This window comes from Streptomyces sp. Ru72 (assembly GCF_002920635.1).
Classification (GTDB): domain Bacteria; phylum Actinomycetota; class Actinomycetes; order Streptomycetales; family Streptomycetaceae; genus Streptomyces.
In genome coordinates this window covers 1-24385 of the sequence record NZ_PQSR01000061.1, presented here as the reverse complement: position 1 = coordinate 24385, position 24385 = coordinate 1, and the positions used below count along the sequence as shown (strand labels likewise).

Genomic DNA, 24385 nt, shown 5'->3' with positions numbered 1-24385 from the left:
GCCGAAGGGTCCGCCTGTCAGTCCCGGGTGTTCCACACCAGTGGGGCTTGGCGGATCCAGGCGCCCTTCTCCACGGCGTCGATCAGGAAGCCGGCGAAGTCGGCGCGGCTGATGCGCATGGCCGGCTTGCCGGTGCCGCGTTCGGCGGCCTTCACCTGGCCGCTGGCCGGTTTGTCGCTGAGGGCGACGGCGCGGGCCAGGGTCCAGTCGGCGTGCGAGGTGCGGACGGCCTGGTCGACTCCGTCGTGGTCGGCGAAGCCGGCCTTGAGGTTGGACGCCTTGATGAACGCCTTCATCATCGGGTTGAGGTGGGCCCAGTCGTCGCCTGCGCCCTGCGTGGAGGCCAGGACGATCCGATGGACGTCCTGCTCGTCCATCACGGTCAGGGTGTCGCGGGCGGCGGTGGTCATGAAGGCGGGCGGGCTGACGGGCTTGGCCCAGGGGTTGTCCGAGGCGCGGGCGTTGTTCAGCACGCTGATCACGGCCTCGGTGCCCTGGGCGGCCTTGCGGAGGTGGTCGATGTTCGCGGGCGTGCCCTGGACGAGTTCGATGCCGGCCGGGGCCGGGACCGCGTCGGGGTTGCGCACCAGGGCGCGGACGCGGTGGCTGCGGGCGGCGGCCTCCCGGAGTACGTGGATTCCGGTGCGGCCGCTGCCGCCAAGGACAAGCAGGTCAGTCATGGGGATCACCTAGAGGGAGTCAGGCGGCACGCGGTGCGCCGATGGCCGTGGCGAGGCGGCGGGCCTGGTCGTGGGCGGCGGCCATGGATGCTTCGTGCAGGGGAAGGAGCGGGGCGAGGGCCGGGGCGATGGGGGCCATGGTCAGCTCGGGTATCACGGTGGTGACGTCCAGGCCGAGGAGGTCGTCGCGGCCCAGAACGGCTTCGAGGGCGGGCACCACGTAGTCGAGGCCCTCCTTGGGGGTGCCGGGGCCGTAGCCGCCGCCACGGGCGGAGATCAGCACGGCCGGTCGGCCCGCCACCGGGGAAGTGCCGGTGTGGCTCAGGGTGCGGTCCGTGACGATGATCTGGTCCAGCCACGCCTTGAACACCGAGGGCATCGACAGGTTGTACATCGGCACCGTGAACAGGTAGGCGTCGGCGCCGAGGAACTCCGCGATCAGCTCGTCCTGGACCGCGGCCGCCTTCGCCTGCTCGGGGGTGTGCTGGGCCGGGTCGGTGATGCGGGCCGTGATGCCCGCGGCGCTCAGGTGGGGCACCGGCGAGACGGCGAGGTCGCGGTGGACGACCGGGCCCTGCCACTGGTCGCGGAAGGACTGGGCGACCTGGCGGGAGACGGAGGCTTCGCCGAGCGAGGAGGAGTCGATGTGCAGGAGGTACGACATGGTGGTGGTGCCTTTCAACGAGACGGGGGAATGGTGAGGGGTCAGGGACGGGCGGGGACGGCGCAGCCGTCGGGGCCGCAGCCCGGGGCGTCGCCCACGGGGGTGAGGATGATGGGGTGGGTTTCGTCCCAGGCCGTTTGCAGCAGGTCGAGCAGGGTGTCGCTGTCCTGCGCGCCGGGGACGCCGTAGCGGCCGTCGACGACGATGAACGGAGCGCCGGTGGCGCCCAAGCCCTGAGCGCGGCGGGCGTCGTCCTTCACCTGGGTGCGGTAGCGGCGGTCGGTGAGGACCTGGCGCGTCAGGTCGCGGTCGAGGCCCAGCTCGTCGGAGAGGTGGAGCAGGTCCTCCAGGGCGAAGACGGGCTCGGCCTTGCCGAAGTAGGTCCGGAAGATCGTGTCCCAGGCTTCGCGGTTCTTGCCCTCGGCGGAGGCGTGGGCCAGGAACTCGTGGGCCAGCTCGGTGTTGCCGACGACGTTGTCCAGCACCCGGTAGGGGCTCAGGCCCTCGGCGCCGGCGAGCGTCTCGATCTGCCGGGTCGCAGCCTTGGCCTGCGTGCCGCTGATGCCGTGCTTGCTCAGCAGGGCCTCGCGGACGCTGACCGTGCGGTCGGTGGGAAAGCCGCCAGCCAGTGGGAAGGAGCGGTGGACCACGTCCACCTGGTCGCTGTGCTCGAACCGCTCCACGGCCCGGTCCACACGGTGGCTGCCAAGCCCGCACCAGGGGCAGGTGACCTCGGCCCAGATCTCTACCTTCATAGCCCTGCCAATTCCTCTCTTTTGTTCGTAACGCCATGATGCGCCAGTATGGAAGGCGGTACAAAAGGCACATCGGTGTGCGCGACAGAGAGGAATGGGCGCCATGCAGGACAGCGCAGGTATGGAGATGGCGGCCGCGGCGGGGCCGTGCGCGAGCATCCCCGCCGACCACATGGCCTTCATCCGGCAGGTCCTGGACCGGGTCGGCGACAAGTGGAGCATGCTGATCATCGCCGTCCTCCAGGACGGCCCACTGCGCTACACCGACCTCCAGCGCCAGATCCCCGGCATCTCCCAGCGCATGCTCACCCACACGCTGCGCCAGCTCCAGGACGACGGCCTGATCACGCGCACCGCCTACGCCGAGGTGCCGCCGCGCGTGGAGTACGCGCTCGCCCCGCTCGGCCGCGGCCTGCACGAGATCGTCATGCAGCTGATCGGCTGGGCCACCGACCACCACGACGAGATCCGCGCCAACCGCGCCCAGGCCGGCACCGCCCTCCCCTCCTCCCGTTCCTGAGCCGCGGCGCCCACCGGCATCCGGGGGTGGCGGCCGGAAAGGGCGAGCGAGCTATTCGGTCCCGCTGCTACACCGAGTCGTCGTCCCCGTCGAGGTCGACAGTTGCCGGGTCGCGCAGAGGCCGCAGTCCCTCCCTCGGCAGGCGGGCGGCGAAGCTATAGCGCCCCAGGCAGTTGAGGTCGGCGTGCTTGAGCGGGGAGATGCGGGCCACGTCCTCATCCAGGACGGCGTGCTCCCTCTCGTGCGCAGGCAGGCCCCGCAGGTGCTCGACGGCAGCGTCCAGGTAACGGGTCGTCCACAGCACGGCGGCGTTGAGGACCAGGCCGAGCGCGCCGAGCTGGTCCTCCTGGCCCTCGCGGTACGCCTGCATGATCTGCCCGCGTTTGCCGTGGCAGATGTCCCGGGCGAGTTTGTGGCGGGACTCCTGCACGGTGAGCTGCCGGTTCATCTGGCGGCGGTAGGTGTCGTCGACCGGGTCGACCACCCGCAGCAGGTGCAGGGGCCGGCCGCCTCGCGATAGTCGTCGGCTCCGGCTACGGCGGCGCCGTAGCCGCCCTCCGCCTCGGCCAGGCCGGCATCCGCACCCTCGTCCTGGAGATGGGCCGCCTGTGGAACACCCCCGGCCCCGACGGCACGGTGTTCTGCTCCACCCGTGCCCCGGACCGCAGGTCCATGTGGTTCCGCACTCGCACCGAGGCCCCGCTCGCCACCTTCCTCTGGCTGGACGTCGTCAACCGGGACATCAGCCCCTACCCCGGCGTCCTCGACCGCGTGCACTTCGACGCCATGTCCGTGTACGTGGGCCGCGGTGTCGGCGGCGGCTCCCTCGTCAACGGAGGCATGGCGGTCACACCCGTCCGCTCGTACTTCAGCGAGCAGTTCCCCACCGTCGACGCCACCGAGATGTACGGCACGTTCTTCCCGCGTGCCCGCGCCGTGCTCGGCGTCAACACGATCGACCCCGCCTGGTTCGAGTCGACCGAGTGGTACCGCTTCGCCCGCACCTCCCGTAAGGCCGCCGCGAACGCCGGGCTGAGGACCACCTTCGTGCCCAACGTCTACGACTTCGCCCACATGCGGCGCGAGGCGGACGGCACCGCCACCAGGTCCGCGCTCTCCGGCGAGGTCATCTACGGCAACAACCACGGCAAGCGCAGCCTCGACAAGACGTACCTCGCCTCCGCACTCGGCACCGGCAACGTGACCATCAACACCCTGGAGCGGGTCAGGGAGGTCCGGAGAGCCGCCGACGGCACCTACGTACTGACAGCCGACCGGATCGACGTGACCGGCGCGGTCGTCGAGACCAAGCAGTACGGGTGCACGTACCTCTTCCTCGCGGCCGGCAGCGTCGGCACCACGGAACTCCTTCTGCGCGCACGGGAGACGGGCACCCTGCCCGCGCTTCGACGCGAGCGTCGGCACCGGCTGGGGCACCAACGGCAACGTGATGCTCGGCCGCGCCAACCACGTCTGGGACACGGTCGGTGCCGACGAGTCCACCATTCCCATGCTGGGCATCGACGACTGGGCCAACGCCGACAATCCCGTCTTCGCCGAGATCGCCCCACTGCCGACGGGACTTGAGCACTGGGTCAGCCTCTATCTGGCGATCACCAAGAACCCTCAGCGTGCCTCGTTCACGTACGACCCCTCGACCGACGGCGTGGAACTCGGCTGGAACGCCGCCCAGAGCGCCGTCTCCGTGAGCATGGCCAAGAAGCTCTTCGACCGGATCAACACCGCCAACTCGACCATCTAGCGGTACGACCTCTTCGGCGCCGGCAGCAAGGTCTTCGCCGACGACTTCACGTACCACCCGCTCGGCGGCTGTGTGCTGGGCAGGGCGACCGACGACCACGGCCGGGTGAAGGGCTACTCGAGGCTGTACGTCACCGACGGCTCCCTGGTGCCCGGCAACCTGGGCGTCAACCCGTTCCTCACCATCACCGCGCTCGCGGAACGCACCATGGCGCGGGTCCTCGCCGAGGACACCGCGCCATGACGTGAGCAGTGAGAGGGGGCCGACTACTTCCGGTAGAGGGCCTCGATCTCCTCCGCGTAGTCCTTCGCCACCACGTTCCGCTTGAGCTTCAGGGACGGCGTGAGGTGGCCCGACTCCTCGGTGAACTGGGAGGGCAGAATGCGGAACTTCCGCACCGATTCCGCCTTCGACACCGCGGCGTTGCCGTCGTCGACCGCGTCCTGGATCGCGGCGAGCAGATCCGGGTCGTCGCACAGCGACGCCGCGGTGGAGCCGGCCGGCTTGCCGTGCTCGGCCGTCCAGCGGGCGAGGAACTCCTCGTCGATCGTGATCAGCGCGCCCACGAACGGCCGCCCGTCGCCCACCACCATGCACTCCGCGACCAGGGCGTGTGCCCGGATGCGGTCCTCGATCACCGCCGGGGCCACGTTCTTGCCGCCCGCGGTGACGATGAGCTCCTTCTTGCGGCCGGTGATCCTGAGGTAGCCGTCCTCGTCGAGGGTGCCGATGTCACCGGTGTGGAACCAGCCGTCGGCCAGCGCCTCCGCGGTCGCGGCCTCGTTGTTCCAGTAACCCTTGAACAGGTGCTCGCCGTGCAGCAGCACCTCGCCGTCGTCCGCGATACGGATCACGGAACCCGGCAGCGGCTGGCCGACCGTACCGATCTTCTGCCGGTCCCAGGGGTTGAACGCGGTCGCCGCACAGGACTCGGTCAGGCCGTAGCCCTCCAGGACCGTGAAGCCGATGCCGCGGAAGAAGTGGCCCAGGCGCTCGCCCAGCGGGGCGCCGCCCGAGATGGCGTACTCGCCGCGGCCGCCCAGCACCGCGCGCAGCTTGCTGTAGACGAGCTTGTCGAACGCCTTGTGCTTGATCTTCAGACCGAGGGACGGGCCGGACGGCGAGTCCAGCGCCTTGCTGTAGGAGATCGCCGTGTCCGCCGCCTTGTCGAAGATCTTCTGCTTGCCGTCCGCCTGTGCCTTGGCGCGCGCCGAGTTGTAGACCTTCTCGAACACGCGCGGCACACCGAGGACCAACGTGGGCCGGAACGCGGCCAGTTCGTCGGTGAGGTTCTTGATGTCCGGGACACAGCCCAGCTTGATCGGCGCCATCATCGGCGCGATCTGCACCAGACGCCCGAAGACGTGCGCGAGCGGCAGGAAGAGCAGGACCGAGCACTCTCCGGTGCGGAACAAGGGGCGCAGCCGCTCCACGACGTTCCCGCACTCGGCGAAGAAGTTGCGGTGGGTCAGCACACAGCCCTTGGGGCGCCCGGTGGTGCCGCTGGTGTAGACGATCGTCGCCGGATCGTCGGCCTTGGCGAGGGAGCTGCGCTCCTCGACCGCCGTGTCGCTGACGTCCCGGCCGACGCGGCCCAGCTCCTCCACGGCCCCGGCCTCGATCTGCCAGACGTGCTTGAGCGCGGGCAGCTTCTCGCGCACCGACTCGACGGCCGCGGCGTGCGCGTCCTGCTCCACGATGCAGGCGGTCGCGCCCGAGTCGCTGAGGATCCACTGCACCTGCTCCGGCGAGCTGGTCTCGTACACCGGCACGGTGACCCCGCCCGCGCTCCAGATCGCGAAGTCCAGCAGCGTCCACTCGTAGCGGGTCCGCGACATCAGGCCCACCCGGTCGCCCGGCTGCACTCCGGAGGCGATCAGCCCCTTCGCCGCGGCCTGCACCTCGGCGAGGAAGGCGGCGGCGGTGACGTCCTGCCAGGCGCCCGCCACCTTGCGGGCGATGACGGCGACGTCCGGATGCTGCGCGGCGTTTCTGCGGACGATGTCGGTCAGGTTGCCGTCCGCAGGGACCTCGTACAAAGCCGGAAGGCTGAACTCGCGCAAGACTGCTGCTCCTCACAGGGCGCCGACGCCACGACTCTGTGTGGTGCGACGGTGCGGTCCAAGGCTCGGTCAGGTGCTCAGGATTCCTCCGGGATTCAGTGGTTGAAACCCTGAGCACGACTGGACTGCCCGGACGTTACCCGCCGGTATGGCTTCTCCGACAGGGGGTCCCGGCGAGATGTTCCGTGCGTCACACGTGTTGGCGTTCCTCGACGCACAGTAGTCCACCCCTTGACTTACCAGCCAGTAACCGCAGGTCCCACCGCTACTGTTCACGTTTGCCCCACAGCCTTACGCTTGATCGTCATGGCACCCACATCGGGCGGTAACACCAGGACACGTGTCCACGTGGTCAGCGACGTGCACGGCAACGTGCGCGACCTGGCCCAAGCCGGCGAGGGTGCGGACGCCTTGATCTGTCTGGGTGACCTGATCCTCTTCCTCGACTACGCCGACCACTCGCGCGGGATATTCGCCGACCTGTTCGGCAGGGAGAACGCCGACCGGCTGGTTGCACTGCGCACCGCCCGCCGCTACGAGGAGGCGCGCGCGTTCGGCGCCGAGCTGTGGGCGGGGGTGGGCATGGACCGAGCCGCCGCGATCGAGAAGGCGGTGCGCCGGCAGTACGCCGAGCTCTTCGCCGCGTTCCCCACCCCGACGTACGCCACCTACGGCAATGTCGACATGCCGTCCCTGTGGCCCGAGTACGCCGGCGAGGGCACCCGGGTGCTGGACGGCGAACGCGTGGAGATCGGCGGCTGGACCTTCGGCTTCGTCGGCGGCGGCCTGCGTAGCCCCATGCGGACCCCGTACGAGATCAGCGACGAGGAGTACGCGGCCAAGATCGAGGCGGTGGGGGAGGTGGACGTGCTGTGCACCCACATCCCGCCGGAGGTCCCGGAGCTGGTCTACGACACGGTGGCGCGCCGCTTCGAGCGCGGCAGCCGGGCCCTGCTCGACGCCATCCGCCGTACCCGGCCGCGGTACTCCCTGTTCGGCCACGTCCACCAGCCGCTGGTGCGCCGGATGCGGATCGGGGCGACGGAGTGCGTGAACGTGGGGCACTTCGCAGGGAGCGGGAAGCCCTGGGTACTGGAGTGGTGAGCGGGCCGCGGGGGCGGCGCCCCGGCTCGGGGACGGCCCCGCCGGCCCGAGCCCCGGTGGGGTGGTAGCGGCGCCGCGCGTGCGCGGTAGCCTTCACGCTGCACACACGTGCGCACGGCGCACCACCCTCCCTCACCGGACCGCATCTGGAGGAGCCACGGCGATGGCGGAACACACCAGCTCGAGCATCACGATCGAGGCGGCCCCGGCCGACGTCATGCGGGTGATCGCCGACTTCGCGCGCTACCCGGACTGGACGGGCGAGGTGAAGGAGGCGGAGGTCCTCTCCACCGACGAGCAGGGCCGCGCCGAGCAGGTGCGCCTCGTCATGGACGCGGGTGCCATCAAGGACGACCAGACGCTCGCGTACACCTGGACGGGCGACACCGAGGTCTCCTGGACCCTCGTCAAGTCGCAGATGCTGCGCTCCCTGGACGGCTCGTACCTGCTCAAGCCGGCCGGTGCGGGCGCCACCGAGGTGACCTACCGGCTGACCGTCGACGTCAAGATCCCGATGCTCGGCATGATCAAGCGCAAGGCGGAGAAGGTCATCATCGACCGCGCGCTGGCCGGGCTGAAGAAGCGGGTGGAGTCGGGGGAGAAGTAACGGCCCTCGAGCCGCGGGAGATGCGCCGTGCGGCCGGGGGACAGGTGACGGCCACGGCGCGCGCCGGGTGCCGTCGCGTCGCGGCGGTACCTCTCCGTTACCGTTCACCGTCATGCGCACCATCCTGATCACCGGCCCCGGCGGCTCCGGCCGGACCACCGTCGCCGCGGCCACCGCGCTGAACGCCGCCCGCCGGGGCAGCCGCACCCTCGTGCTCAGCGCCGACCGCGCCGACACCCTCGGTGCCGTACTCGGCGTCCCGACCGGCGCCCGCCCCGTCGAGGCCGCACCCGGCCTCACCGCCTGGCGACCGGACGCCGCCGCGCGCTTCCGCGACGGCCTCGTGTCCTTCCAGGAGCGCGCGGCCACCGCGCTCGACCTCCTCGGCGCCGCCCCGCTGGACGCGGAGGAGGTCACCCCCCTGCCCGGCGCCGAGGAACTCGCCCTGCTGCGCGCCCTGCGCGACGCCGCGCTCTCCGAGTCCTACGACCTCCTCGTCGTCGACCTGCCCCCCGTTCCCCAGGCGCTCGTGCTCCTCGCCCTGCCCGAGGAGCTCCGCCGCTATCTGCGCCGGCTGCTGCCGCCGGAGCGGCAGGCCGCGCGCGCCCTGCGCCCCGTCCTCGGCCGGCTCGCGGGCGTGCCGATGCCCGCCGAGTGGCTGTACGAGACGAGCGCCCGCTGGGACGTCGAACTGGCCGCCGTCGAGGCGGTCCTCGCCGACCGCGACACCAGCGTGTGGCTGGTCGCCGAGCCGGGCCCGGCCGCCGCCGACGCGGTCCGTACCGCCGTCACCGGCCTCGCCCTGCGCACCCTGCGCCCCGAGATCCTGGTCGCGAACCGAGTCCTGCCCGACAGCGGCCACGACGCCTGGCTCGCGCAGCTCGCCGCCCAGCAGCGCAAGACCTTTCAGGAGTGGCAGGGCGCGTACGCCGTGCACGGCGTCCCACACCTCGGCCACGACCCGCGTGGCGCCGACGACCTCGACGCACTCGCGGTCCCGGACGTCAACCCGGCGCCCTCCCCCGCCGAGTGGCCCGTGACGGACCGGCTCGCCGAGGACGGAGTCCTCGTGTGGCACATTCCGCTGCCCGGCGCGATACGGGAGGAACTGGACCTCGTCCGGCGCGGCGACGAGATCGTGGTGACCGCGGGGCCGTTCCGCCGCATCGTTCCCCTTCCGTCGGCGTTGCGCCGCTGCACCGTGGCGGGGGCGGCGCTGCGCGAGGGCGAGCTGCGCATCCGCTTCGCACCGGACCCGGAGCTGTGGCCGCGCATCCCGTAGGGGTGGTGCGCGCTCCCGGACTCATCTGATGAAGCACGTACCCCCGTTCGGGTAACGTCGATAGTACGAACCGCAGTCAGGAGTCCGCCATGAGCGAAGAGCGCCCCTACTCCGACGCCGCTCAGGAGGAGGCCGAGGAAGTGCGGGTGACCGACGCCGACGCCTGGGCGACAGCATGCGCCGAGGACCTCGCCGCGGAGAAGGCCCGCCGCCGCGCCCGGTACGGCCCGCCGCCCGGCTCGGCCGCCGAGGAGCTGAAGAAGCTCGTCGACGCCGTCGCGGACAAGCTGTCCGGGCTGCAGGCGCCGCTGCTCGGTGCGGCGGCCTCCGGTACGGCCCAGCAGATGGTCCGCCAGGTCGTCCAGCAGGCCAAGGCGGCGGTGGAGCCGGTCATCGAGCGCAACCCGGACGTCTTCGACCACCTCGCGGCGGCCGGCTCGGAGCTGCTCGCGGCCTACCGCTCGGCGGTCGAGGCCCAGGAGCGGCGCTGGACCAACCGCCCGTCCGGCGACATGGACGCCCGCCCACAGGACGGGGACGAAGGCCCCGGCGAGCACATCGACCTCGACTAGGCCGGCAGGGAGAGCCGTCAGAGGCCGGAGAGGCCGGGGTTCGGGGGAGGGAGCCGTCCGACACCCTTACGGCCCCTCGGGTACGGTGGGCCGTAGCGGGGCTCGACCGAAACTGAGGGATTCATGGGACTCACCATCGGCGTCGACATCGGCGGCACGAAGATCGCGGCCGGTGTGGTCGACGAGGAAGGCAACATCCTCTCGACCCACAAGGTGCCGACTCCGGGCACGCCCGAGGCCATCGTGGACGCCATCGCCGCTGCCGTCGAGGGCGCCCGCGCCGGACACGAGATCGTCGGCGTGGGGATCGGTGCTGCCGGTTACGTCAACCGTCAGCGCTCGACGGTCTACTTCGCGCCGAACATCGACTGGCGCCAGGAGCCGCTGAAGGAGAAGGTCGAGGCCCGCGTGGGCCTCCCGGTGGTCGTCGAGAACGACGCGAACGCGGCCGCGTGGGGCGAGTACAAGTTCGGCGCGGGCAAGGGCCACCGCAACGTCATCTGCATCACGCTGGGCACCGGCCTCGGCGGCGGCATCATCATCGGCAACAAGCTGCGCCGCGGGCACTTCGGCGTGGCCGCCGAGTTCGGCCACATCCGGATGGTCCCGGACGGGCTGCTGTGCGGCTGCGGCTCGCAGGGCTGCTGGGAGCAGTACGCGTCGGGCCGCGCGCTGGTCCGTTACGCCAAGCAGCGCGCGAACGCGACGCCGGAGAACGCGGAGGTGCTGCTGGCACTGGGCGACGGCACCCCGGACGGCATCGAGGGCAAGCACATCTCGATGGCCGCGCGCCAGGGCGACCCGGTGGCGGTGGACTCCTACCGGGAGCTGGCCCGCTGGGCCGGCGCGGGCCTGGCCGACCTGGCCTCGCTCTTCGACCCCTCGGCGTTCATCGTCGGCGGCGGCCTGTCCGACGAGGGCGAACTGGTCCTGGAGCCGATCCGCAAGTCCTACAAGCGCTGGCTGGTGGGCGGCAACTGGCGCCCGGTCGCCGACGTGATCGCGGCCCAGCTGGGCAACAAGGCCGGCCTGGTGGGCGCGGCGGACCTGGCCCGCGAACCGGACCCGATCATGTGACGCCCGTTCCACGTACGGAAGCGCCCGCCGCGCCCACAGGGGCCCGGCGGGCGCAGCCGTTCCGGCGGGAGCCGGCGGGTTCCCGGTGTCGGTTGTGCGGGCCGAGGGCAGTCTCTGGCGGACCTGCCTGGTGCCGGTCGGCGTTCTGGCGTGCGTCGACCATGCGGCACCCGGGGCGGCGGGTTCATCGGGGTCGGGGGCGGAGCCCCGTGTCGGTGCGTGGGCCGACGGCAGTCTCTGGCGAACGGCGTGCCTGGTGCCGGCCGGCGTTACCGGAAGCGGCGGGTCCTCCCGGGGTCTGGGGCGGAGCCCCGTGTCATCGCGCGGGCGGGCGGAACTCACAGGCCGACGTACGTCGACGTGTGCCCAGCGCAGGCAGGCGGGGTGCGGCGGACGCAGTCCCGCAGGGGGTGCGGGGACGGAGCCCCGGGTCGGGACCGGTAGGGGCGGCGGGGGCGAGCAACCCCTGCCGGCCGCAGCGGGGCGCGGCGTATCTTGATCGGCATGGCGACCTCCGACCCGCTGCTCCCCGACTCCCGAACCGAAGCCGACGGATCCGCCGTCCTCCGGGTGCTCAGCTACAACATCCGGTCGATGCGCGACGACACGGACGCTCTCGCGCGCGTCATCCGCGCCTGCGCCCCGGACCTCGTGCTGGTCCAGGAGGCCCCCCGTTTCTTCCGGTGGCGCAAGAAGCTCGCCCGGCTCGCGGCGGCCTCCGGTCTCGTGATCCTCTCGGGCGGCGCCACCGCCGCCGGACCGGCCCTGCTCTGCTCGCTGCGGGCCACCGTCGAGCGCACCGAGGACGTCCTGCTGCCCCTCACCCCCGGCCTGCACCGCCGCGGCTTCGCAACGGCGGTCGTGCGGCTCGGCGGCGCCCGGCTCGGTGTCATCGGCTGCCATCTGAGCCTGCAGGACGACGAGCGCTACGAACAGGGCGGCATGCTCCTCGAGCGCCTCGCCACGATGGGCGTCGAGCACGCGATCACGGGCGGTGATCTCAACGAGACCCCGGACGGGCCCACCTTCAAGCGCCTCGCCACCGACCTTCAGGACGCCTGGGTCACCGCGCCCTGGGGCGGCGAGCACACCTGGACCCGCTCCGGCCCCCCACGCCGTATCGACGCCGTCTTCGCCACCCGTGGCATCGAGGTCCTCGGCTGCGGGGTCCCCCTCGGCCACCCGGGCGTGACGGAGCGGGACCTCACCGCGGCCACGGACCACCTACCGGTGCTCGCCGCCCTCAGGGTCCCCGCCTCGTAGGGGATCGCACCACCGCGTCAGACCACCGCGCCGCGACCTGGTTCGTCGTCCCCGTCGTCGTCCGTCCTCATGCGTACGACGAGGGTCACGAAGCCGCCCAGGAAGCCGCCGACGCCGAGCGTGGTGAGCCACCAGCTGATCTCCCAGCCCAGCACCACCGCCAGCAGAAGCAGCACCGGCCCGCCGATCACCGAGAGCCACGCGAACTTCGCCGTCGTGTCCGCCGCCGGCAGCGGCGGCGGCTCCGGCGGCACGAAGTGGCCCTCGTCGTCCTCGTCGAAGTCGTCCTCGGACGGCTCCGGCGGCGCATAGTCCCGGGGGCCCACCCCCGGGGCGAAGGACACCGAGCTGCCCAGCGGCTTCACCGGGCCGTCCTTCGTCTCGTCGTCCTTGAACGTGACGCTGTTCGGCTCCCAGTCGGGCAGCGCCAGGTCCTCGACCGGCTTGAACGGCTTCGAACCCGGCGGGTCCGGCGGCTCCTCGCCGTACCCCGCGACGATCGCCGCCCACGCGGCCTCCTCGTCGAAGGGCACACCCTTCTCGTCCGGCTCGCGGTCCTCGCGGTCGGAGTCGTGCTCAGCCACCTGCGGCCGTCCCTTCCTTGCCGACACTGGGCGCGAGCCGGCCGATGAACTCGTGGCTCTCCTCGAAGATCCGGTCCGCGTCGTGGTCCAACGTCGCCACGTGGTAGCTCTGTTCCAGCAGGACCTCGCGCACGTCCGTGGAGGAGACCCGGCTCAGGATCCGGGCCGAGTCGGCCGGTGGCACGACGTGGTCCTGCGGGCTGTGCAGGAGCAGCAGCGGCTGGGTGACCTGCGGAAGCTCGCCGTCGACGACCCGGAAGAAGTTCCGCAACGAGTGCGCCGCGTGCAGCGGCACCCGGTCGTACCCCAGCTCCACGCTGCCCGGCTTGGCGATGTCGCTTGCGATCCCCTTGGTCGTCCGCACGAGGTGGCGGGCGACCGGCAGGGCGTACGCGGACAGGCCGTGCACCTTGTTCGCCGGATTGACCACGATGACGCCGCTGACCGCGTCCCCGTGCTTGGCGGCCAGCCGGAGGGCCAGGGCGCCCCCCATGGACAGGCCGGCCACGAACACCTGTGCGCAGCTTCGGCGCAGGGCGCGCAGCTCGCGGTCCACCTCCCCGTACCAGTCCTGCCAGCCGGTGAGCTGCATGTCCTCCCAGCGTGTGCCGTGCCCGGGCAGCAGCGGCAGCGAGACGGTGAGGCCGCGCTCGGCCAGATGCTCCGCCCAGGGGCGCAGCGACTGCGGGGAACCGGTGAAGCCGTGGCAGAGGAGGACGCCGATCTCCCCGCCCTCGTGGCGGTACGGCTCGGCTCCGGGGAGGACCGGCACGTCGGTCTCCTGTTCATGAAAAGGGGCTGGGCACGTCGAATGCAGGTACTTCACCGTACGCGACGGCACTGACACCGACCAGGGTCGTCGGATCCTTTGTCGGCGGGCCGCGTTAAGGTCTGATCTACAGACACAGGAGGCACTCGGTTGTTGTACGGCGCGATGAAGGTATCCATCGGGGGGCCGCTGAAGCTCGCCTTCAGGCCGTGGGTGGAGGGCCTGGAGAACGTTCCCGCCGAGGGCCCCGCGATCCTGGCGAGCAATCACCTGTCCTTCTCGGACTCGTTCTTCCTGCCCGCGGTCCTCGACCGCAAGGTGACCTTCATCGCGAAGGCCGAGTACTTCACCACGCCCGGTGTGAAGGGCCGGCTGACCGCCGCCTTCTTCAAGGGCGTCGGCCAGCTTCCCGTCGACCGCTCGGGAGCGCGCGGCGCGGGCGAGGCCGCCATCAAGAGCGGCATCGAGGTGCTCGAGCGCGGCGAACTGTTCGGCATCTACCCGGAAGGCACCCGCTCGCCCGACGGCCGTCTCTACCGGGGCAAGCCCGGCGGCCTCGCGCGCGTGGCGCTCGCGACCGGGGCGCCCGTCATCCCGGTCGCCATGATCGACACGGAGAAGATCCAGCCGCCGGGGAAGGTCGTCCCGAAGCTGATGCGGCCGGGGATCCGGATCGGCAAGCCGCTGGACTTCAGCCGCTACCAGGGCATGGAGCACGACCGGTTCGTGCTGCGCGCGATCACCGACGAGGTCATGTACGAGATCATGAAGCTCTCCGGCCAGGAGTACGTCGACATCTACGCGACCGCCGCCAAACGGCAGATCGCGGAGGCGGCCAAGGCGGAGAAGCAGGCACAGAAGGACGCGCAGAAGGACGCGAAGGGACCGGCGGGCTCCTAGGACACGGCCCGTACGGCTGGGGTGGCGGGGAAGGGCCGAAGAAGAGGGGGGACATGGCCAAGCGCGAGCGTGTCATCAGGATGTCCGTCGAGCAGCCGCTGTGGCGTGCCCTTGCCGGGTACCGGGTCCTGACGATGCTGTACGCGATCGGGTTCTTCGCGACCGCCTACGACACGTTCACCCGGCCCTGGCCGGCGATCGCGTACTACATCGTGCTGTGCGTGTGGACCCTGGCCACGCTCCCGCGGGTGGCGAACGCGGCGAGCTGTACCAGGTGGTTCCTGGCCGTCGACCTCGGCATCGCCCTGACCGGCATCCTCCTCACCCCCGTCGCCGACTCGCACGAGCGGATCGCCTCCGGCGGCCCGACCCTGCCGTCGATATGGACCGCCGGGTCGGTCCTGGCGTACGCGCTCAAGGGCGGCTGGCGCTGGGCGGCCTTCGCCTCCACACCGGTGGCCGTCGCGAACCTGATCGAGCGCGGCTCCCCGGCCCGGGACACCGTGCACAACGTGGTCCTCGTCTGGGTCGCCTCCATCGCGATCGGCTATGTCGTCGAGGTCGCCCGCGCCTCCGAGCGCACCCTCGCCCGTGCGCTGGAGATCGAGGCGGCGACCCGGGAGCGGGAGCGGCTGGCCCGGGACATCCACGACAGCGTGCTCCAGGTGCTCGCCATGGTGCAGCGGCGCGGCACAGCGCTCGGCGGTGAGGCCGCCGAGCTGGGCCGGCTGGCCGGGGAGCAGGAGGTGGCGCTGCGCACCTTGGTCTCCGGGGGCCTGGTGCCGCCGTCGAGGGTGTCGGAGGACGCGGCGCTCGGCGCGGTCGTCCGAGCGGTCGACGAACCGGACGCCGAGGAGGGTCCGGTCGATCTGCGCACCCTGCTCGCCCGGTACGCGAGCGCCCGGGTGACGCTGTCCGAACCGGGCTGCCCGGTGCCGCTCGCCCCGGCCGTGGCACGGGAGCTGGCCGCCGCTGTCGGTGCCGCCCTGGACAATGTCCGCCGGCACGCGGGGGAGGGCGCCCGCGCCTGGATCCTGGTCGAGGACGAGCCGGAGGGGATCGTGGTGAGTGTGCGGGACGACGGGCCCGGGATCCCGGAGGGACGCCTCGCCCGGGCCGAGGAGGAGGGACGCCTCGGAGTGGCCCAGTCGATCCGCGGCCGTCTGCGCGACATCGGCGGTACGGCCGAGTGGATCTCGGTCCCGGGTCAGGGCACGGAAGTGGAACTGAAGCTACCGAAGGCCGTGGGGGACGGGCAGGACCTCAGGGACGCACGGGGGAAGGCGGAGCAGCCGTGACGGAGAGCAGCACGACGACGGACGAGCGGGGGCAGGGCCCGGTCAGGGTCATGGTGGTCGACGATCACCCCATGTGGCGGGACGCCGTCGCACGTGACCTCGCCGAGTCGGGGTTCGAGGTCGTCGCCACCGCGGGGGACGGTGAGCAGGCCGTGCGCCGGGCCCGGGCCGCCTCTCCGGATGTGCTCGTCCTGGACCTCAACCTGCCGGCCAAGCCCGGCGTCCAGGTCTGCAAGGAACTCGTCGGCGCCAACCCGGCGCTGCGCGTGCTGGTGCTGTCGGCCAGTGGCGAGCACGCGGACGTGCTGGAGGCCGTGAAGTCGGGTGCGACCGGCTACCTGCTGAAGTCCGCGTCCACTCATGAGCTGATCGACGCGGTGCGCCGCACGGCGGTCGGCGACCCGGTGTTCACACCCGGCCTGGCGGGGCTCGTCCTCGGCGAGTACCGCCGCCTCGCCTCCGAACCGGCCCCCGCCGCAGGCGCCGACGAGCCGAAGGCACCGCGGCTGACCGACCGTGAGACCGAGGTGCTGCGTCTGGTCGCCAAGGGCCTGAGCTACAAGCAGATCGCCGAACGCCTGGTGATCTCCCACCGCACCGTGCAGAACCACGTCCAGAACACCCTGGGCAAGCTCCAGCTGCACAACCGGGTGGAGCTGGTCCGGTACGCGATCGAGCGCGGACTCGACGGCGAGTAGGCCGGAACGGACCCCGACCGGTCAACTCCCGGAGGGCTGTCCCGCTTTCGAGTGCATTGATGGTGATCAACTGCCGGACAATTCACCGGAATTGACCTTCCCGCCCATGCCGAAGTGACCTGGGTCACTATTAGCGTGACCTGCACCAGGCAACCGCGGCGAAGGGACATTTCCATGCGGGTCGGAGTACTGACCGGAGGCGGCGACTGCCCCGGGCTCAACGCCGTCATCCGGGGCATCGTGCGCAAGGGCGTGCAGGAGTACGGCTACGACTTCGTCGGCTTCCGGGACGGCTGGCGGGGCCCCCTCGAAGGCGACACCGTCCGGCTGGACATCCCCGCCGTGCGCGGCATCCTGCCCCGCGGCGGCACCATCCTCGGCTCCTCGCGCACCAATCCCCTCAAGCAGGAGAACGGCATCCGCCGCATCAAGGACAACCTCGCCAAGGAGGAGGTCGACGCGCTCGTCGCGATCGGCGGCGAGGACACCCTCGGGGTCGCGGCCCGCCTGTCCGACGAGTACGGCGTCCACGTCGTCGGCGTGCCCAAGACCATTGACAACGACCTGTCCGCCACGGACTACACCTTCGGCTTCGACACCGCCGTCAACATCGCGACGGAGGCGATCGACCGCCTGCACACCACGGCCGAGTCCCACATGCGGGTGCTGGTGGTGGAGGTGATGGGCCGTCACGCCGGCTGGATCGCCCTGCACTCCGGGCTGGCCGGCGGCGCCAACGCCATCCTCATCCCCGAGCAGCGCTTCGATGTCGACCAGGTGTGCGCCTGGGTGACGTCCCGGTTCAAGGCGTCGTACGCGCCGATCGTGGTCGTGGCCGAGGGAGCGATGCCGAAGGACGGCGACATGGTGCTCAAGGACGGGTCGCTGGACTCCTTCGGGCACGTCCGCCTCTCCGGCGTCGGCGAGTGGCTGGCGAAGGAGATCGAGAGGCGCACCGGCAAGGAGGCCCGGACCACCGTGCTCGGGCACGTCCAGCGCGGCGGCACGCCCAGCGCCTTCGACCGCTGGCTCGCCACCCGCTTCGGCCTGCACGCCATCGACTGTGTCCGCGACGGCGACTTCGGGAAGATGGTCGCCCTGCGCGGCACGGACATCGTCCGTGTCCCCCTCTCCGAGGCCACCGCCAAGCTGAAGACGGTCGACCTGAAGCTCTACCAGGAGGTCGGCGTCTTCTTCGGCTGACGCCGCACCTCGAGGAACCCGGCCGGGGCGTTCCCACCCCGGCCGCGCCCTCCCCGCCCGCTACAGAGCGGGTCGCCCCGCTACAGCGCAGGCCGCCGCTCCGCGAACGGGCCCGTGCCCGCGGCAGCCAGCCCGCGCAGCAGCTCCCGTACGACGCCGGCGCCGCCCACCGACAGCACCGACTCCGGGTGGAACTGCACCCCGGCGAACCCGGGCCCGCGCAGCGCATGGACCTCCCCGGTCGCGCTGCGGCTGACCTCGACGCCGTGCGCCACCAGCTCGGCCGCCGCGTCGTCGTCGCAGCGCGCCACGAAGCTGTTGTAGAAGCCGACGGTCTCGCGCCGCCCGAACAGGTCGATCTCCGTCTGGGCGCCCTGGTACGGAACCTCCTTGCGGACGATCTCCAGGCCCAGCTCGGCCGCGATCAGCTCATGGCCCAGGCAGACGCCCAGCACCCCGTGCCGGTGGCCCCTGACGACCTGGGCCGTCAGCTCCCGCAGGAACCGCATCTTCGGATCGGCCAGGTCCGAGGGGTCGCCCGGGCCGGGCCCGAGCACCACGGGACCGGAGTGGGCGAGCACCGCCTCCCGCAGCCCCGGCTCGTCGTACCGCCGCACGGTCACCTCCAGACCGGTCGAGCGCAGGACGTGCGCGAGCATCGCGGTGAACGTGTCCTCGCCGTCCACGACGAACGCGTGCCCGGTCAGCTCCGAGGCCCGCTCCTGCATGCGCAGCCAGAACGGGGCGAGCATCTCCCGCCGCCCGTCCAGCGCCGCCCGCACCCGCGGGTCCTCCGCCAGGTTCGGCCGTACGTGCTCCTCGCGCGGCCGCCCGGGCCGTACCCCCAGCGCCGCCAGCACCCCGGCCGCCTTGGCATGGGTCTCCGCGACCTCGTTCGCCGGGTCGGAGCCGCGCACGAGCGTGGCCCCGACGGGCACCCTCAGTCGTCCACCGTCGATGTCGGCGGTGCGGATGAGGATGGGGGAGTCGAGGGTCTGCGCGCCTCCGGCGTCCCGGCCGAGCAGCGCCAGCGCGCCCGCGTAGTAGCCCCGGCCCCCGGCCTCGTGCCGCTCGATCACCCGGCAGGCGTTCTGCACCGGCGACCCGGTGACGGTCGCCGCGAACATCGTCTCCTTCAGCACCTCGCGCACGTCCAGCGTGGACTTCCCGCGCAGCTCGTACTCGGTGTGCGCGAGGTGGGCCATCTCCTTCAGGCGCGGCCCGACGACGACCCCGCCCATGTCGCCGACCGTGCACATCATCTTCAGCTCCTCGTCGACGACCATCGACAGCTCCTCGATCTCCTTGCCGTCGGCGAGGAAGCGGAGCAGGTCCTCGGGGGTCGGACCGTCCGCCGGATAGCGGTAGGTGCCGCTGATCGGGTTCATGACGACCGTCCCGCCGGACATCCGCACGTGCACCTCGGGGCTGGCCCCCACCAGAGTCCGGTCACCGGTGTCCACGACGAAGGTCCAGTACGCACCCCGCTCCCCGACCAGCAGCCGCCGGAAGAGTGCGAGGGCGTCGGCCCGGCCGAACCCCGGGATGCGCCCCTCGTACGTCCGCCGGATCACGAAGTTGGCGCCCTCGCCCCGCCCGATCTCCTCCTCCAGCACCCGCCCGACGATCCCGGCGTACTCCTCGTCCGTGACGTCGAAGCCGCCGTCCTCGACGCGGACGTCGTGCCGTGGCAGTTGCGCCAGCGCCTGGTCCAGGGGGATCTCGTACGACTCCTCGGGCGTGAGCGCCAGCAGCGGTGTGCCGTCGTCGCGGACGTCGAAGCCGCGCTCGCGGATCTGGCGGTACGGAACGAGGGCGAGGGCCTCGTCGGGCAGGTCGGCCAGGCGCTCACAGCGGCCGACCGGGCCGATCAGCACCTCCACGGTGTCGTGGTCGCGCCCCGGGGTGCGGCGGCGCAGCAGGGCGAACGGGCGGGGGTCGTGCAGCAGGTCGGACAGGTTCATGGGCGGTGTCCTTCTCGGTGAGGTGAGAGGGAACGGCCCGGTCCCGAAAACGCCGAAGGCCGCCCCTCGGGCGGCCTTCGCGAAGTCGTGCGTACGCGCAGTCAGTGGGCCGCCGGACGAGCGGTCCACCACCAGTTCTGGTTCTGGGTCGAGTGCGCGAACATGCCCCGCACCCTACACGAACCCCCGCCCCGGGCGGGACGAGCCGTCTCATCAGTCGAGCGCATCGATAAGCGGCGGACACGACCCCGTAATGTTTAGGGGGTGACCGTGAACGCTAAGACCAGCCCTGGCGCTGGCAACACCTGGCGAGACCTGCCCGCGGCGCAGCAGCCCGAGTACCCCGACCCCGAGGCTCTGCGCGCAGTGATCGCGGACCTCGAGTCGTATCCGCCGCTCGTCTTCGCGGGCGAGTGTGACCAGCTGCGCGCCCGGATGGCGGCCGTCGCCAAGGGAGAGGCGTTCCTCCTCCAGGGCGGCGACTGCGCCGAGGCCTTCGACGCGGTGTCCGCCGATCACATCCGCAACAAGCTCAAGACGCTGCTCCAGATGGGCGCCGTACTCACGTACGCCGCCTCGGTGCCGGTGGTGAAGGTCGGCCGTATCGCCGGCCAGTACTCCAAGCCGCGCTCCAAGCCGACCGAGACCCGTGACGGGGTGACGCTGCCGACCTACCGCGGCGACTCCGTCAACGGCTTCGACTTCACCGAGGCCGCCCGCGTCCCGGACCCCGAGCGACTGAAGCGGATGTACCACGCCTCCGCCTCCACGCTGAACCTGGTGCGCGCCTTCACCACCGGCGGCTACGCCGACCTGCGCCAGGTGCACGCCTGGAACCAGGACTTCGTGAAGTCCTCGCCGTCTGGTCAGCGCTACGAGCAGCTGGCGCGCGAGATCGACAACGCGCTGAACTTCATGCACGCCTGCGGGGCCGACCCGGAGGAGTTCAAGACCGTCGAGTTCTACTCCTCGCACGAGGCGCTGCTGCTCGACTACGAGTCGGCGCTGACCCGCACCGACTCCCGCACCGGGCAGCTGTACGACGTCTCGGCGCACATGGTCTGGATCGGTGAGCGCACCCGGCAGCTGGACGGCGCGCACATCGAGTTCGCCTCGAGGATCCGCAACCCGATCGGCATCAAGCTCGGCCCCACCACGACGGCCGAGGAGGCGCTGCGCTACATCGACCGCCTCGACCCGGACCGTGAGCCGGGCCGGCTGACCTTCATCGTCCGCATGGGCGCGGACAAGATCCGCGACCGGCTCCCCGAGCTGGTGGAGAAGGTCACGGCGTCCGGCGCGGTGGTGGCCTGGGTGACCGACCCGATGCACGGCAACACGTTCGAGGCGGCCTCCGGCCACAAGACCCGCCGCTTCGACGACGTGCTCGACGAGGTCAAGGGCTTCTTCGAGGTCCACAAGGGGCTCGGTACGCACCCGGGCGGCATCCACGTGGAGCTGACCGGCGACGACGTCACCGAGTGCGTGGGTGGCGGCGACGAGATCTTCGTCGACGACCTGCACCAGCGCTACGAGACGGCGTGCGACCCGCGGCTGAACCGCAGCCAGTCGCTGGACCTGGCGTTCCTCGTCGCGGAGATGTACCGGGACCAGTAGCCCGCGGGCGCTGACCGACGCGAGTGGGGCGCGGATCACACGATCCGCGCCCCACTCTGCTGTCGCACCCCCGGTGGGGCAGGTAAGGTTAGGTTTGCCTTATTGATCTCGGCGGGAGGTGTACCGCGTGTATGTCTGCAGTTGCTTCGGCATCACCGAGCAGCAGGTGAGGCAGCACGCGGAGAACGGCGCCTGCACTCCGCGGCAGATCGCCTCCGCGTGCAAGGCGGGCACGGACTGCGGGTCGTGTGTGCGCAGGATCCAGGCGCTCCTGGGACGCGGCGCGTACCCTCGCCCCGAGATCGCCGAGCCGGTGCTGTCCGGCCTGGAGGAAGCCGCCTAGCGCCGCCTAGCTCTCCGGCTGTTCGATGACCTGGGAGATGTACAGCGCGTCGCCCAGCTTCTCCAGCAGGTCCAGCTGGGTGTCCAGGTAGTCGATGTGGTGCTCCTCGTCCGCCAGGATCGACTCGAAGATGTTCGCGGACGTGATGTCGCCCTTCTCCCGCATCACCTTGATCCCGCGCCTGAGCCGGTCGATCGCCTCCACCTCGATCTGCCGGTCGGCCTCGAACATCTCCCTGACGGTCTGCCCCACCCGTACATGGAAGAGTCGCTGGTAGTTCGGCAGACCCTCCAGGAAGAGGATGCGGTCGGTGAGCACCTCCGCGTGCTTCATCTCGTCGAACGACTCCCGCCGCGTGTACCTGGCGAGCTTGTACCACCCGAGGTTCTCCTGCATCTTCGCGTGCAGGAAGTACTGGTTGATCGCGGTCAGCTCGCCGGTGAGCTGTTCGTTGAGGAATTCGATGACCTCTGGGTCGCCCTGCATGACGGGGATCCTTCCGGGCCGGGGACAGCGGGCTGCGCCGCATCATGGCACCGGCACCGAAGAGCGTCCAGTAAGTTCACGCTTAGTCTGAGTTGTCCGAATTGAACCCGGGCTGGTCATGTGCACCCTCCGCGGTCTGTCAGGATGGAGTCATGGGTCATCCGGTGGAGCGCGAATCTGGAGAAACGGCACGGTCACAGCTTCCGCCGGGACAGCGACTCCAGCGGGGATGGCCGGTCACGCATTACGGTCCCGTGCCCAAGTTCCGCCCCGAGCGCTGGGAGTTCCGGGTCTTCGGCGCCACCGCGGACGGCGAGAAGCACTGCTGGAACCACGAGCAGTTCACGTCACTGCCGTACGCGACCGTCATGGCCGATCTGCACTGTGTGACGAAGTTCAGCATGGTCGGCGCCGAATGGGGCGGCATCCCGGCCCGGACGATCCTGGAGATCGCCCCGCCCGCGCCCACGGTCACCCACGTGATGGTCTGGGCGGAGTACGGGTTCAGCTCCAATCTGCGCCTGTCCGACTTCGCCTCCGACAGCACGATCTTCGCCACGCACAAGGACGGCGAGCTGCTCACCGCGGAACACGGCTTCCCGCTGCGCCTGATCGTGCCGCACCTGTACGCCTGGAAGGGCCCCAAGTGGGTCCGCGGCGTCGAGTACATGACCACCGACCGGCGCGGCTTCTGGGAGGAGCGCGGGTACCACAACATCGGTGACCCGTGGAAGGAGCAGCGCTACTCCTACCAGGAGGGGCCCGGGGACGGCCCCGAGCTCTGAGCCCGGGGCGGCTGGAGGTCAGCCGTCGCGCAGCTTCTGCAGCCGCTCCACGTCGGCCGCATGGCCTTCCTTGCGGCCGGGCGTCTCGATGATCAGCGGCACGCCCTCGGTGGCCGGGTGCGTCATCAGCGCGCGGAACGGGTCCTCGCCGATGTGGCCGGCGCCTATGTTCGCGTGACGGTCCCGGTGGGCGCCGACCGCCTCCTGGGAGTCGTTGGCGTGGATCAGCTTCAGCCGGCCCTCGCCGACGGTGTCCACGAGCAGGTCCAGTGTCCGATGCGCCCCGTCCGGCCCGGTCAGGTCGTGCCCGGCCGCGAAGATGTGGCAGGTGTCCAGGCAGACACCCAGCTTGGGGTGGGCGTCCAGGGCCTCGAAGTACGGCCCGAAGTCCCAGGTGCGGGAGCACAGTGAGGCGCCCTGGCCCGCGGTCGACTCCAGCAGCAGCCACGGGTCGTCGTGCGTCAGCTCCTCCAGCAGCGGCAGCACGCGCTCCCGTACCTGCTTCAGCGCCACCGAGCGGTCCCGGCCGCCGGTCGCGCTGCCGGTGTGCACGACCACGCCCCGCGCCCCGATCTCCCGGCCCCGGCGCAGCGAGTGCCTCAGCGACTCCACCGACCTGTCCACGGTCGCCTCGGTGTGCGAGCCGAAGTTGATCAGGTACGGAGCATGGACGTACACCGGGATCGACTCGGCGGCGCACGCGGCCCGGAACTCCTCGTCCTGACGCGGACTGCCGGCGGGCGTCGCCCAGCCGCGAGGGTTGGCGACGAAGACCTGTACCGTCTCGGCCCCGATGTCGCGGGCGTAGGCCAGCCCGACGGAGTTCAGCCCGCCGGCCACCGGGACGTGACTGCCGATCGGGTTGCGGGAGGGGCCGAAGGTTCCGAGGGCGCCACGGGACTGCTCTGTGCTCACGCCCCAAGGGTGTCATGTCGTCCCGGGCGCCCGGTCCTCGGCGTGCTAGCGGATCTTGATCGTGATCGTCGAGCCCTTCGGAGCCTTGTCCCCGCCCTTGACCGACTGGCTCTTCACCGTGTCGCCGAACAGGCCCAGCAGACCCCGGTCCTCCTCGACCTGGAAACCCGCGGCCTCGAGCGCCTGCTTGGCGTCGTCGACGTTCTGCCCCGTCACGTCGGGCACCTGGACCATCTCGGGACCCTTGGACAGCGTCAGCGTCACGGTGTCGCCCTGACCGGCCTGCCGGCCCGCGTCCGGCGACTGCCGGGCGACCTTTCCGGCGTCGTACTCCGAGGTGACCTGCGTGTCGGCGATCCTCACCCGCAGGCCCGCGTCCTGGAGCTGTGACGTGGCGTCGTCGATGGAGTCGCCCCTGACGTCGGGCACGTCGACCGGGCTGCCCTTGCTGACGGTGAGCGCGATCGCCGAGCC

General features: G+C 71.2%; 25 protein-coding genes and 2 pseudogenes. 15 read left to right on the top strand and 12 right to left on the bottom strand.

What is annotated here, in order from left to right:
• Nucleotides 1–17: 17 nt before the first annotated feature.
• Genes C3488_RS25150 through C3488_RS25140 form a run of 3 tightly spaced genes read right to left on the bottom strand, consistent with a single transcriptional unit; the run spans nt 18 to nt 2099 of the window.
• Nucleotides 18–680: an NAD(P)-dependent oxidoreductase gene (locus C3488_RS25150; protein ID WP_103843067.1), complete on the bottom strand. Its 663-nt coding sequence runs from the start codon at nt 678–680 to the stop codon at nt 18–20.
• Between the two features lie 19 nt (nt 681–699).
• Nucleotides 700–1344 carry an FMN-dependent NADH-azoreductase gene (locus C3488_RS25145; protein WP_103843065.1) on the bottom strand — a complete coding sequence of 215 codons (645 nt, stop codon included), beginning with the start codon at nt 1342–1344 and terminating at the stop codon, nt 700–702.
• A gap of 41 nt (nt 1345–1385) precedes the next feature.
• The gene (locus C3488_RS25140) at nt 1386–2099 is read right to left on the bottom strand and encodes a DsbA family protein (RefSeq protein WP_103843063.1); all 714 of its coding nucleotides are present in this window, start codon (nt 2097–2099) and stop codon (nt 1386–1388) included.
• A 103-nt stretch (nt 2100–2202) separates the two neighbouring features.
• On the opposite strand from C3488_RS25140, the gene C3488_RS25135 reads away from it, so the two are divergent.
• A complete protein-coding gene (locus tag C3488_RS25135; protein WP_103843061.1) occupies nt 2203–2619 on the top strand; it encodes a helix-turn-helix domain-containing protein in 417 nt (138 codons plus the stop codon).
• 67 nt (nt 2620–2686) lie between these two features.
• Here the strand turns inward: C3488_RS25135 and C3488_RS25130 are convergent.
• Nucleotides 2687–3133, bottom strand: a pseudogene (locus C3488_RS25130) (Tn3 family transposase); the annotation flags it as partial.
• Nucleotides 3134–3135: 2 nt separating this feature from the next.
• Here C3488_RS25130 and C3488_RS25125 point away from each other — a divergent pair.
• Nucleotides 3136–4624: pseudogene (locus tag C3488_RS25125) on the top strand (GMC oxidoreductase).
• 23 nt (nt 4625–4647) lie between these two features.
• Here C3488_RS25125 and C3488_RS25120 read toward each other — a convergent pair.
• Nucleotides 4648–6444, bottom strand: coding sequence for a long-chain fatty acid--CoA ligase (locus C3488_RS25120; protein ID WP_103843059.1), 1797 nt, complete (start codon nt 6442–6444; stop codon nt 4648–4650).
• A 306-nt stretch (nt 6445–6750) separates the two neighbouring features.
• On the opposite strand from C3488_RS25120, the gene C3488_RS25115 reads away from it, so the two are divergent.
• The 6 genes from C3488_RS25115 (at nt 6751) to C3488_RS25090 (ending at nt 12349) form a co-directional block, all read left to right on the top strand.
• The gene (locus C3488_RS25115) at nt 6751–7548 is read left to right on the top strand and encodes a metallophosphoesterase (RefSeq protein WP_103843057.1); all 798 of its coding nucleotides are present in this window, start codon (nt 6751–6753) and stop codon (nt 7546–7548) included.
• Between the two features lie 163 nt (nt 7549–7711).
• Nucleotides 7712–8155, top strand: coding sequence for an SRPBCC family protein (locus C3488_RS25110; RefSeq protein WP_103843055.1), 444 nt, complete (start codon nt 7712–7714; stop codon nt 8153–8155).
• 112 nt (nt 8156–8267) lie between these two features.
• Entirely contained in the window at nt 8268–9437 is a 1170-nt protein-coding gene (locus C3488_RS25105) for an ArsA family ATPase (RefSeq protein ID WP_103843053.1), read from the top strand.
• A gap of 89 nt (nt 9438–9526) precedes the next feature.
• The gene (locus C3488_RS25100) at nt 9527–10009 is read left to right on the top strand and encodes a DUF5304 domain-containing protein (protein ID WP_103843051.1); all 483 of its coding nucleotides are present in this window, start codon (nt 9527–9529) and stop codon (nt 10007–10009) included.
• A gap of 123 nt (nt 10010–10132) precedes the next feature.
• Complete coding sequence (locus tag C3488_RS25095) at nt 10133–11086, top strand: ROK family glucokinase (protein ID WP_103843049.1); 954 nt, start codon at nt 10133–10135, stop codon at nt 11084–11086.
• Nucleotides 11087–11590: 504 nt separating this feature from the next.
• A complete protein-coding gene (locus C3488_RS25090; protein ID WP_103843047.1) occupies nt 11591–12349 on the top strand; it encodes an endonuclease/exonuclease/phosphatase family protein in 759 nt (252 codons plus the stop codon).
• Between the two features lie 17 nt (nt 12350–12366).
• On the opposite strand, the gene C3488_RS25085 is transcribed toward C3488_RS25090, so the two are convergent.
• Both C3488_RS25085 and C3488_RS25080 read right to left on the bottom strand, forming a co-directional pair.
• Entirely contained in the window at nt 12367–12933 is a 567-nt protein-coding gene (locus C3488_RS25085; protein ID WP_103843045.1) for a hypothetical protein, read from the bottom strand.
• Nucleotides 12926–13705: a carboxylesterase gene (locus tag C3488_RS25080; RefSeq protein ID WP_103843043.1), complete on the bottom strand. Its 780-nt coding sequence runs from the start codon at nt 13703–13705 to the stop codon at nt 12926–12928. Before C3488_RS25080 ends, C3488_RS25085 begins: the two co-directional genes overlap by 8 nt.
• A 162-nt stretch (nt 13706–13867) precedes the next feature.
• On the opposite strand from C3488_RS25080, the gene C3488_RS25075 reads away from it, so the two are divergent.
• The 4 genes from C3488_RS25075 to C3488_RS25060 all read left to right on the top strand — a co-directional run bounded on the left by C3488_RS25075 (nt 13868) and on the right by C3488_RS25060 (nt 17801).
• Nucleotides 13868–14602 carry a 1-acyl-sn-glycerol-3-phosphate acyltransferase gene (locus C3488_RS25075; protein ID WP_258053634.1) on the top strand — a complete coding sequence of 245 codons (735 nt, stop codon included), beginning with the start codon at nt 13868–13870 and terminating at the stop codon, nt 14600–14602.
• Between the two features lie 53 nt (nt 14603–14655).
• The gene (gene macS, locus C3488_RS25070; RefSeq protein WP_103843039.1) at nt 14656–15900 is read left to right on the top strand and encodes a MacS family sensor histidine kinase; all 1245 of its coding nucleotides are present in this window, start codon (nt 14656–14658) and stop codon (nt 15898–15900) included.
• A 50-nt stretch (nt 15901–15950) separates the two neighbouring features.
• On the top strand, nt 15951–16598 hold the full coding sequence (locus C3488_RS25065; protein ID WP_103843108.1) for a response regulator transcription factor: 648 nt from the start codon (nt 15951–15953) through the stop codon (nt 16596–16598).
• A gap of 174 nt (nt 16599–16772) precedes the next feature.
• Nucleotides 16773–17801 (top strand): 6-phosphofructokinase, encoded by a 1029-nt coding sequence (locus tag C3488_RS25060; protein WP_103843037.1) that lies wholly within the window; start codon nt 16773–16775, stop codon nt 17799–17801.
• 80 nt (nt 17802–17881) lie between these two features.
• Here the strand turns inward: C3488_RS25060 and C3488_RS25055 are convergent, their stop codons facing one another.
• Nucleotides 17882–19765, bottom strand: a complete 1884-nt coding sequence (locus tag C3488_RS25055) for an anthranilate synthase family protein (RefSeq protein ID WP_103843035.1) — start codon at nt 19763–19765, stop codon at nt 17882–17884.
• A 101-nt stretch (nt 19766–19866) separates the two neighbouring features.
• Nucleotides 19867–19929 (bottom strand): trp operon leader peptide, encoded by a 63-nt coding sequence (locus C3488_RS42705; RefSeq protein ID WP_351226422.1) that lies wholly within the window; start codon nt 19927–19929, stop codon nt 19867–19869.
• Nucleotides 19930–20029: 100 nt separating this feature from the next.
• Here C3488_RS42705 and C3488_RS25050 point away from each other — a divergent pair, with 100 nt between their 5' ends.
• Both C3488_RS25050 and C3488_RS25045 read left to right on the top strand, forming a co-directional pair.
• On the top strand, nt 20030–21382 hold the full coding sequence (locus tag C3488_RS25050) for a class II 3-deoxy-7-phosphoheptulonate synthase (protein ID WP_103843033.1): 1353 nt from the start codon (nt 20030–20032) through the stop codon (nt 21380–21382).
• A 118-nt stretch (nt 21383–21500) separates the two neighbouring features.
• Nucleotides 21501–21725, top strand: coding sequence for a bacterioferritin-associated ferredoxin (locus tag C3488_RS25045; RefSeq protein WP_103843031.1), 225 nt, complete (start codon nt 21501–21503; stop codon nt 21723–21725).
• A 6-nt stretch (nt 21726–21731) separates the two neighbouring features.
• On the opposite strand, the gene bfr is transcribed toward C3488_RS25045, so the two are convergent.
• Nucleotides 21732–22211, bottom strand: coding sequence for a bacterioferritin (gene bfr / locus C3488_RS25040; protein ID WP_103843029.1), 480 nt, complete (start codon nt 22209–22211; stop codon nt 21732–21734).
• Nucleotides 22212–22363: 152 nt separating this feature from the next.
• Between bfr and C3488_RS25035 the strand changes: the two genes are divergently transcribed.
• Nucleotides 22364–22996 (top strand): sulfite oxidase-like oxidoreductase, encoded by a 633-nt coding sequence (locus tag C3488_RS25035; RefSeq protein WP_103843027.1) that lies wholly within the window; start codon nt 22364–22366, stop codon nt 22994–22996.
• 18 nt (nt 22997–23014) lie between these two features.
• Here C3488_RS25035 and C3488_RS25030 read toward each other — a convergent pair whose 3' ends face one another.
• Nucleotides 23015–23911, bottom strand: a complete 897-nt coding sequence (locus C3488_RS25030; protein WP_103843025.1) for a deoxyribonuclease IV — start codon at nt 23909–23911, stop codon at nt 23015–23017.
• Between the two features lie 45 nt (nt 23912–23956).
• The coding region (locus tag C3488_RS25025) for a PASTA domain-containing protein (protein ID WP_146067919.1) at nt 23957–24385 on the bottom strand (429 nt) is incomplete at its 5' end.

Bases quoted from the DNA above. Each gene is read 5' to 3' on its own strand.
- C3488_RS25055 (WP_103843035.1), bottom strand. From the start codon at position 19,765: ATGAACCTGTCCGACCTGCTGCACGACCCCCGCCCGTTCGCCCTGCTG.
- C3488_RS25075 (WP_258053634.1), top strand. From the start codon at position 13,868: ATGAAGGTATCCATCGGGGGGCCGCTGAAGCTCGCCTTCAGGCCGTGG.
- C3488_RS25035 (WP_103843027.1), top strand. From the start codon at position 22,364: ATGGGTCATCCGGTGGAGCGCGAATCTGGAGAAACGGCACGGTCACAG.
- C3488_RS25150 (WP_103843067.1), bottom strand. From the start codon at position 680: ATGACTGACCTGCTTGTCCTTGGCGGCAGCGGCCGCACCGGAATCCAC.
- C3488_RS25065 (WP_103843108.1), top strand. From the start codon at position 15,951: ATGGTGGTCGACGATCACCCCATGTGGCGGGACGCCGTCGCACGTGAC.
- C3488_RS25110 (WP_103843055.1), top strand. From the start codon at position 7,712: ATGGCGGAACACACCAGCTCGAGCATCACGATCGAGGCGGCCCCGGCC.
- macS (WP_103843039.1), top strand. From the start codon at position 14,656: ATGGCCAAGCGCGAGCGTGTCATCAGGATGTCCGTCGAGCAGCCGCTG.
- C3488_RS25090 (WP_103843047.1), top strand. From the start codon at position 11,591: ATGGCGACCTCCGACCCGCTGCTCCCCGACTCCCGAACCGAAGCCGAC.
- C3488_RS25145 (WP_103843065.1), bottom strand. From the start codon at position 1,344: ATGTCGTACCTCCTGCACATCGACTCCTCCTCGCTCGGCGAAGCCTCC.
- C3488_RS25140 (WP_103843063.1), bottom strand. From the start codon at position 2,099: ATGAAGGTAGAGATCTGGGCCGAGGTCACCTGCCCCTGGTGCGGGCTT.
- C3488_RS25060 (WP_103843037.1), top strand. From the start codon at position 16,773: ATGCGGGTCGGAGTACTGACCGGAGGCGGCGACTGCCCCGGGCTCAAC.
- C3488_RS25115 (WP_103843057.1), top strand. From the start codon at position 6,751: ATGGCACCCACATCGGGCGGTAACACCAGGACACGTGTCCACGTGGTC.
- C3488_RS25095 (WP_103843049.1), top strand. From the start codon at position 10,133: ATGGGACTCACCATCGGCGTCGACATCGGCGGCACGAAGATCGCGGCC.
- C3488_RS25105 (WP_103843053.1), top strand. From the start codon at position 8,268: ATGCGCACCATCCTGATCACCGGCCCCGGCGGCTCCGGCCGGACCACC.
- C3488_RS25135 (WP_103843061.1), top strand. From the start codon at position 2,203: ATGCAGGACAGCGCAGGTATGGAGATGGCGGCCGCGGCGGGGCCGTGC.
- C3488_RS25100 (WP_103843051.1), top strand. From the start codon at position 9,527: ATGAGCGAAGAGCGCCCCTACTCCGACGCCGCTCAGGAGGAGGCCGAG.
- bfr (WP_103843029.1), bottom strand. From the start codon at position 22,211: ATGCAGGGCGACCCAGAGGTCATCGAATTCCTCAACGAACAGCTCACC.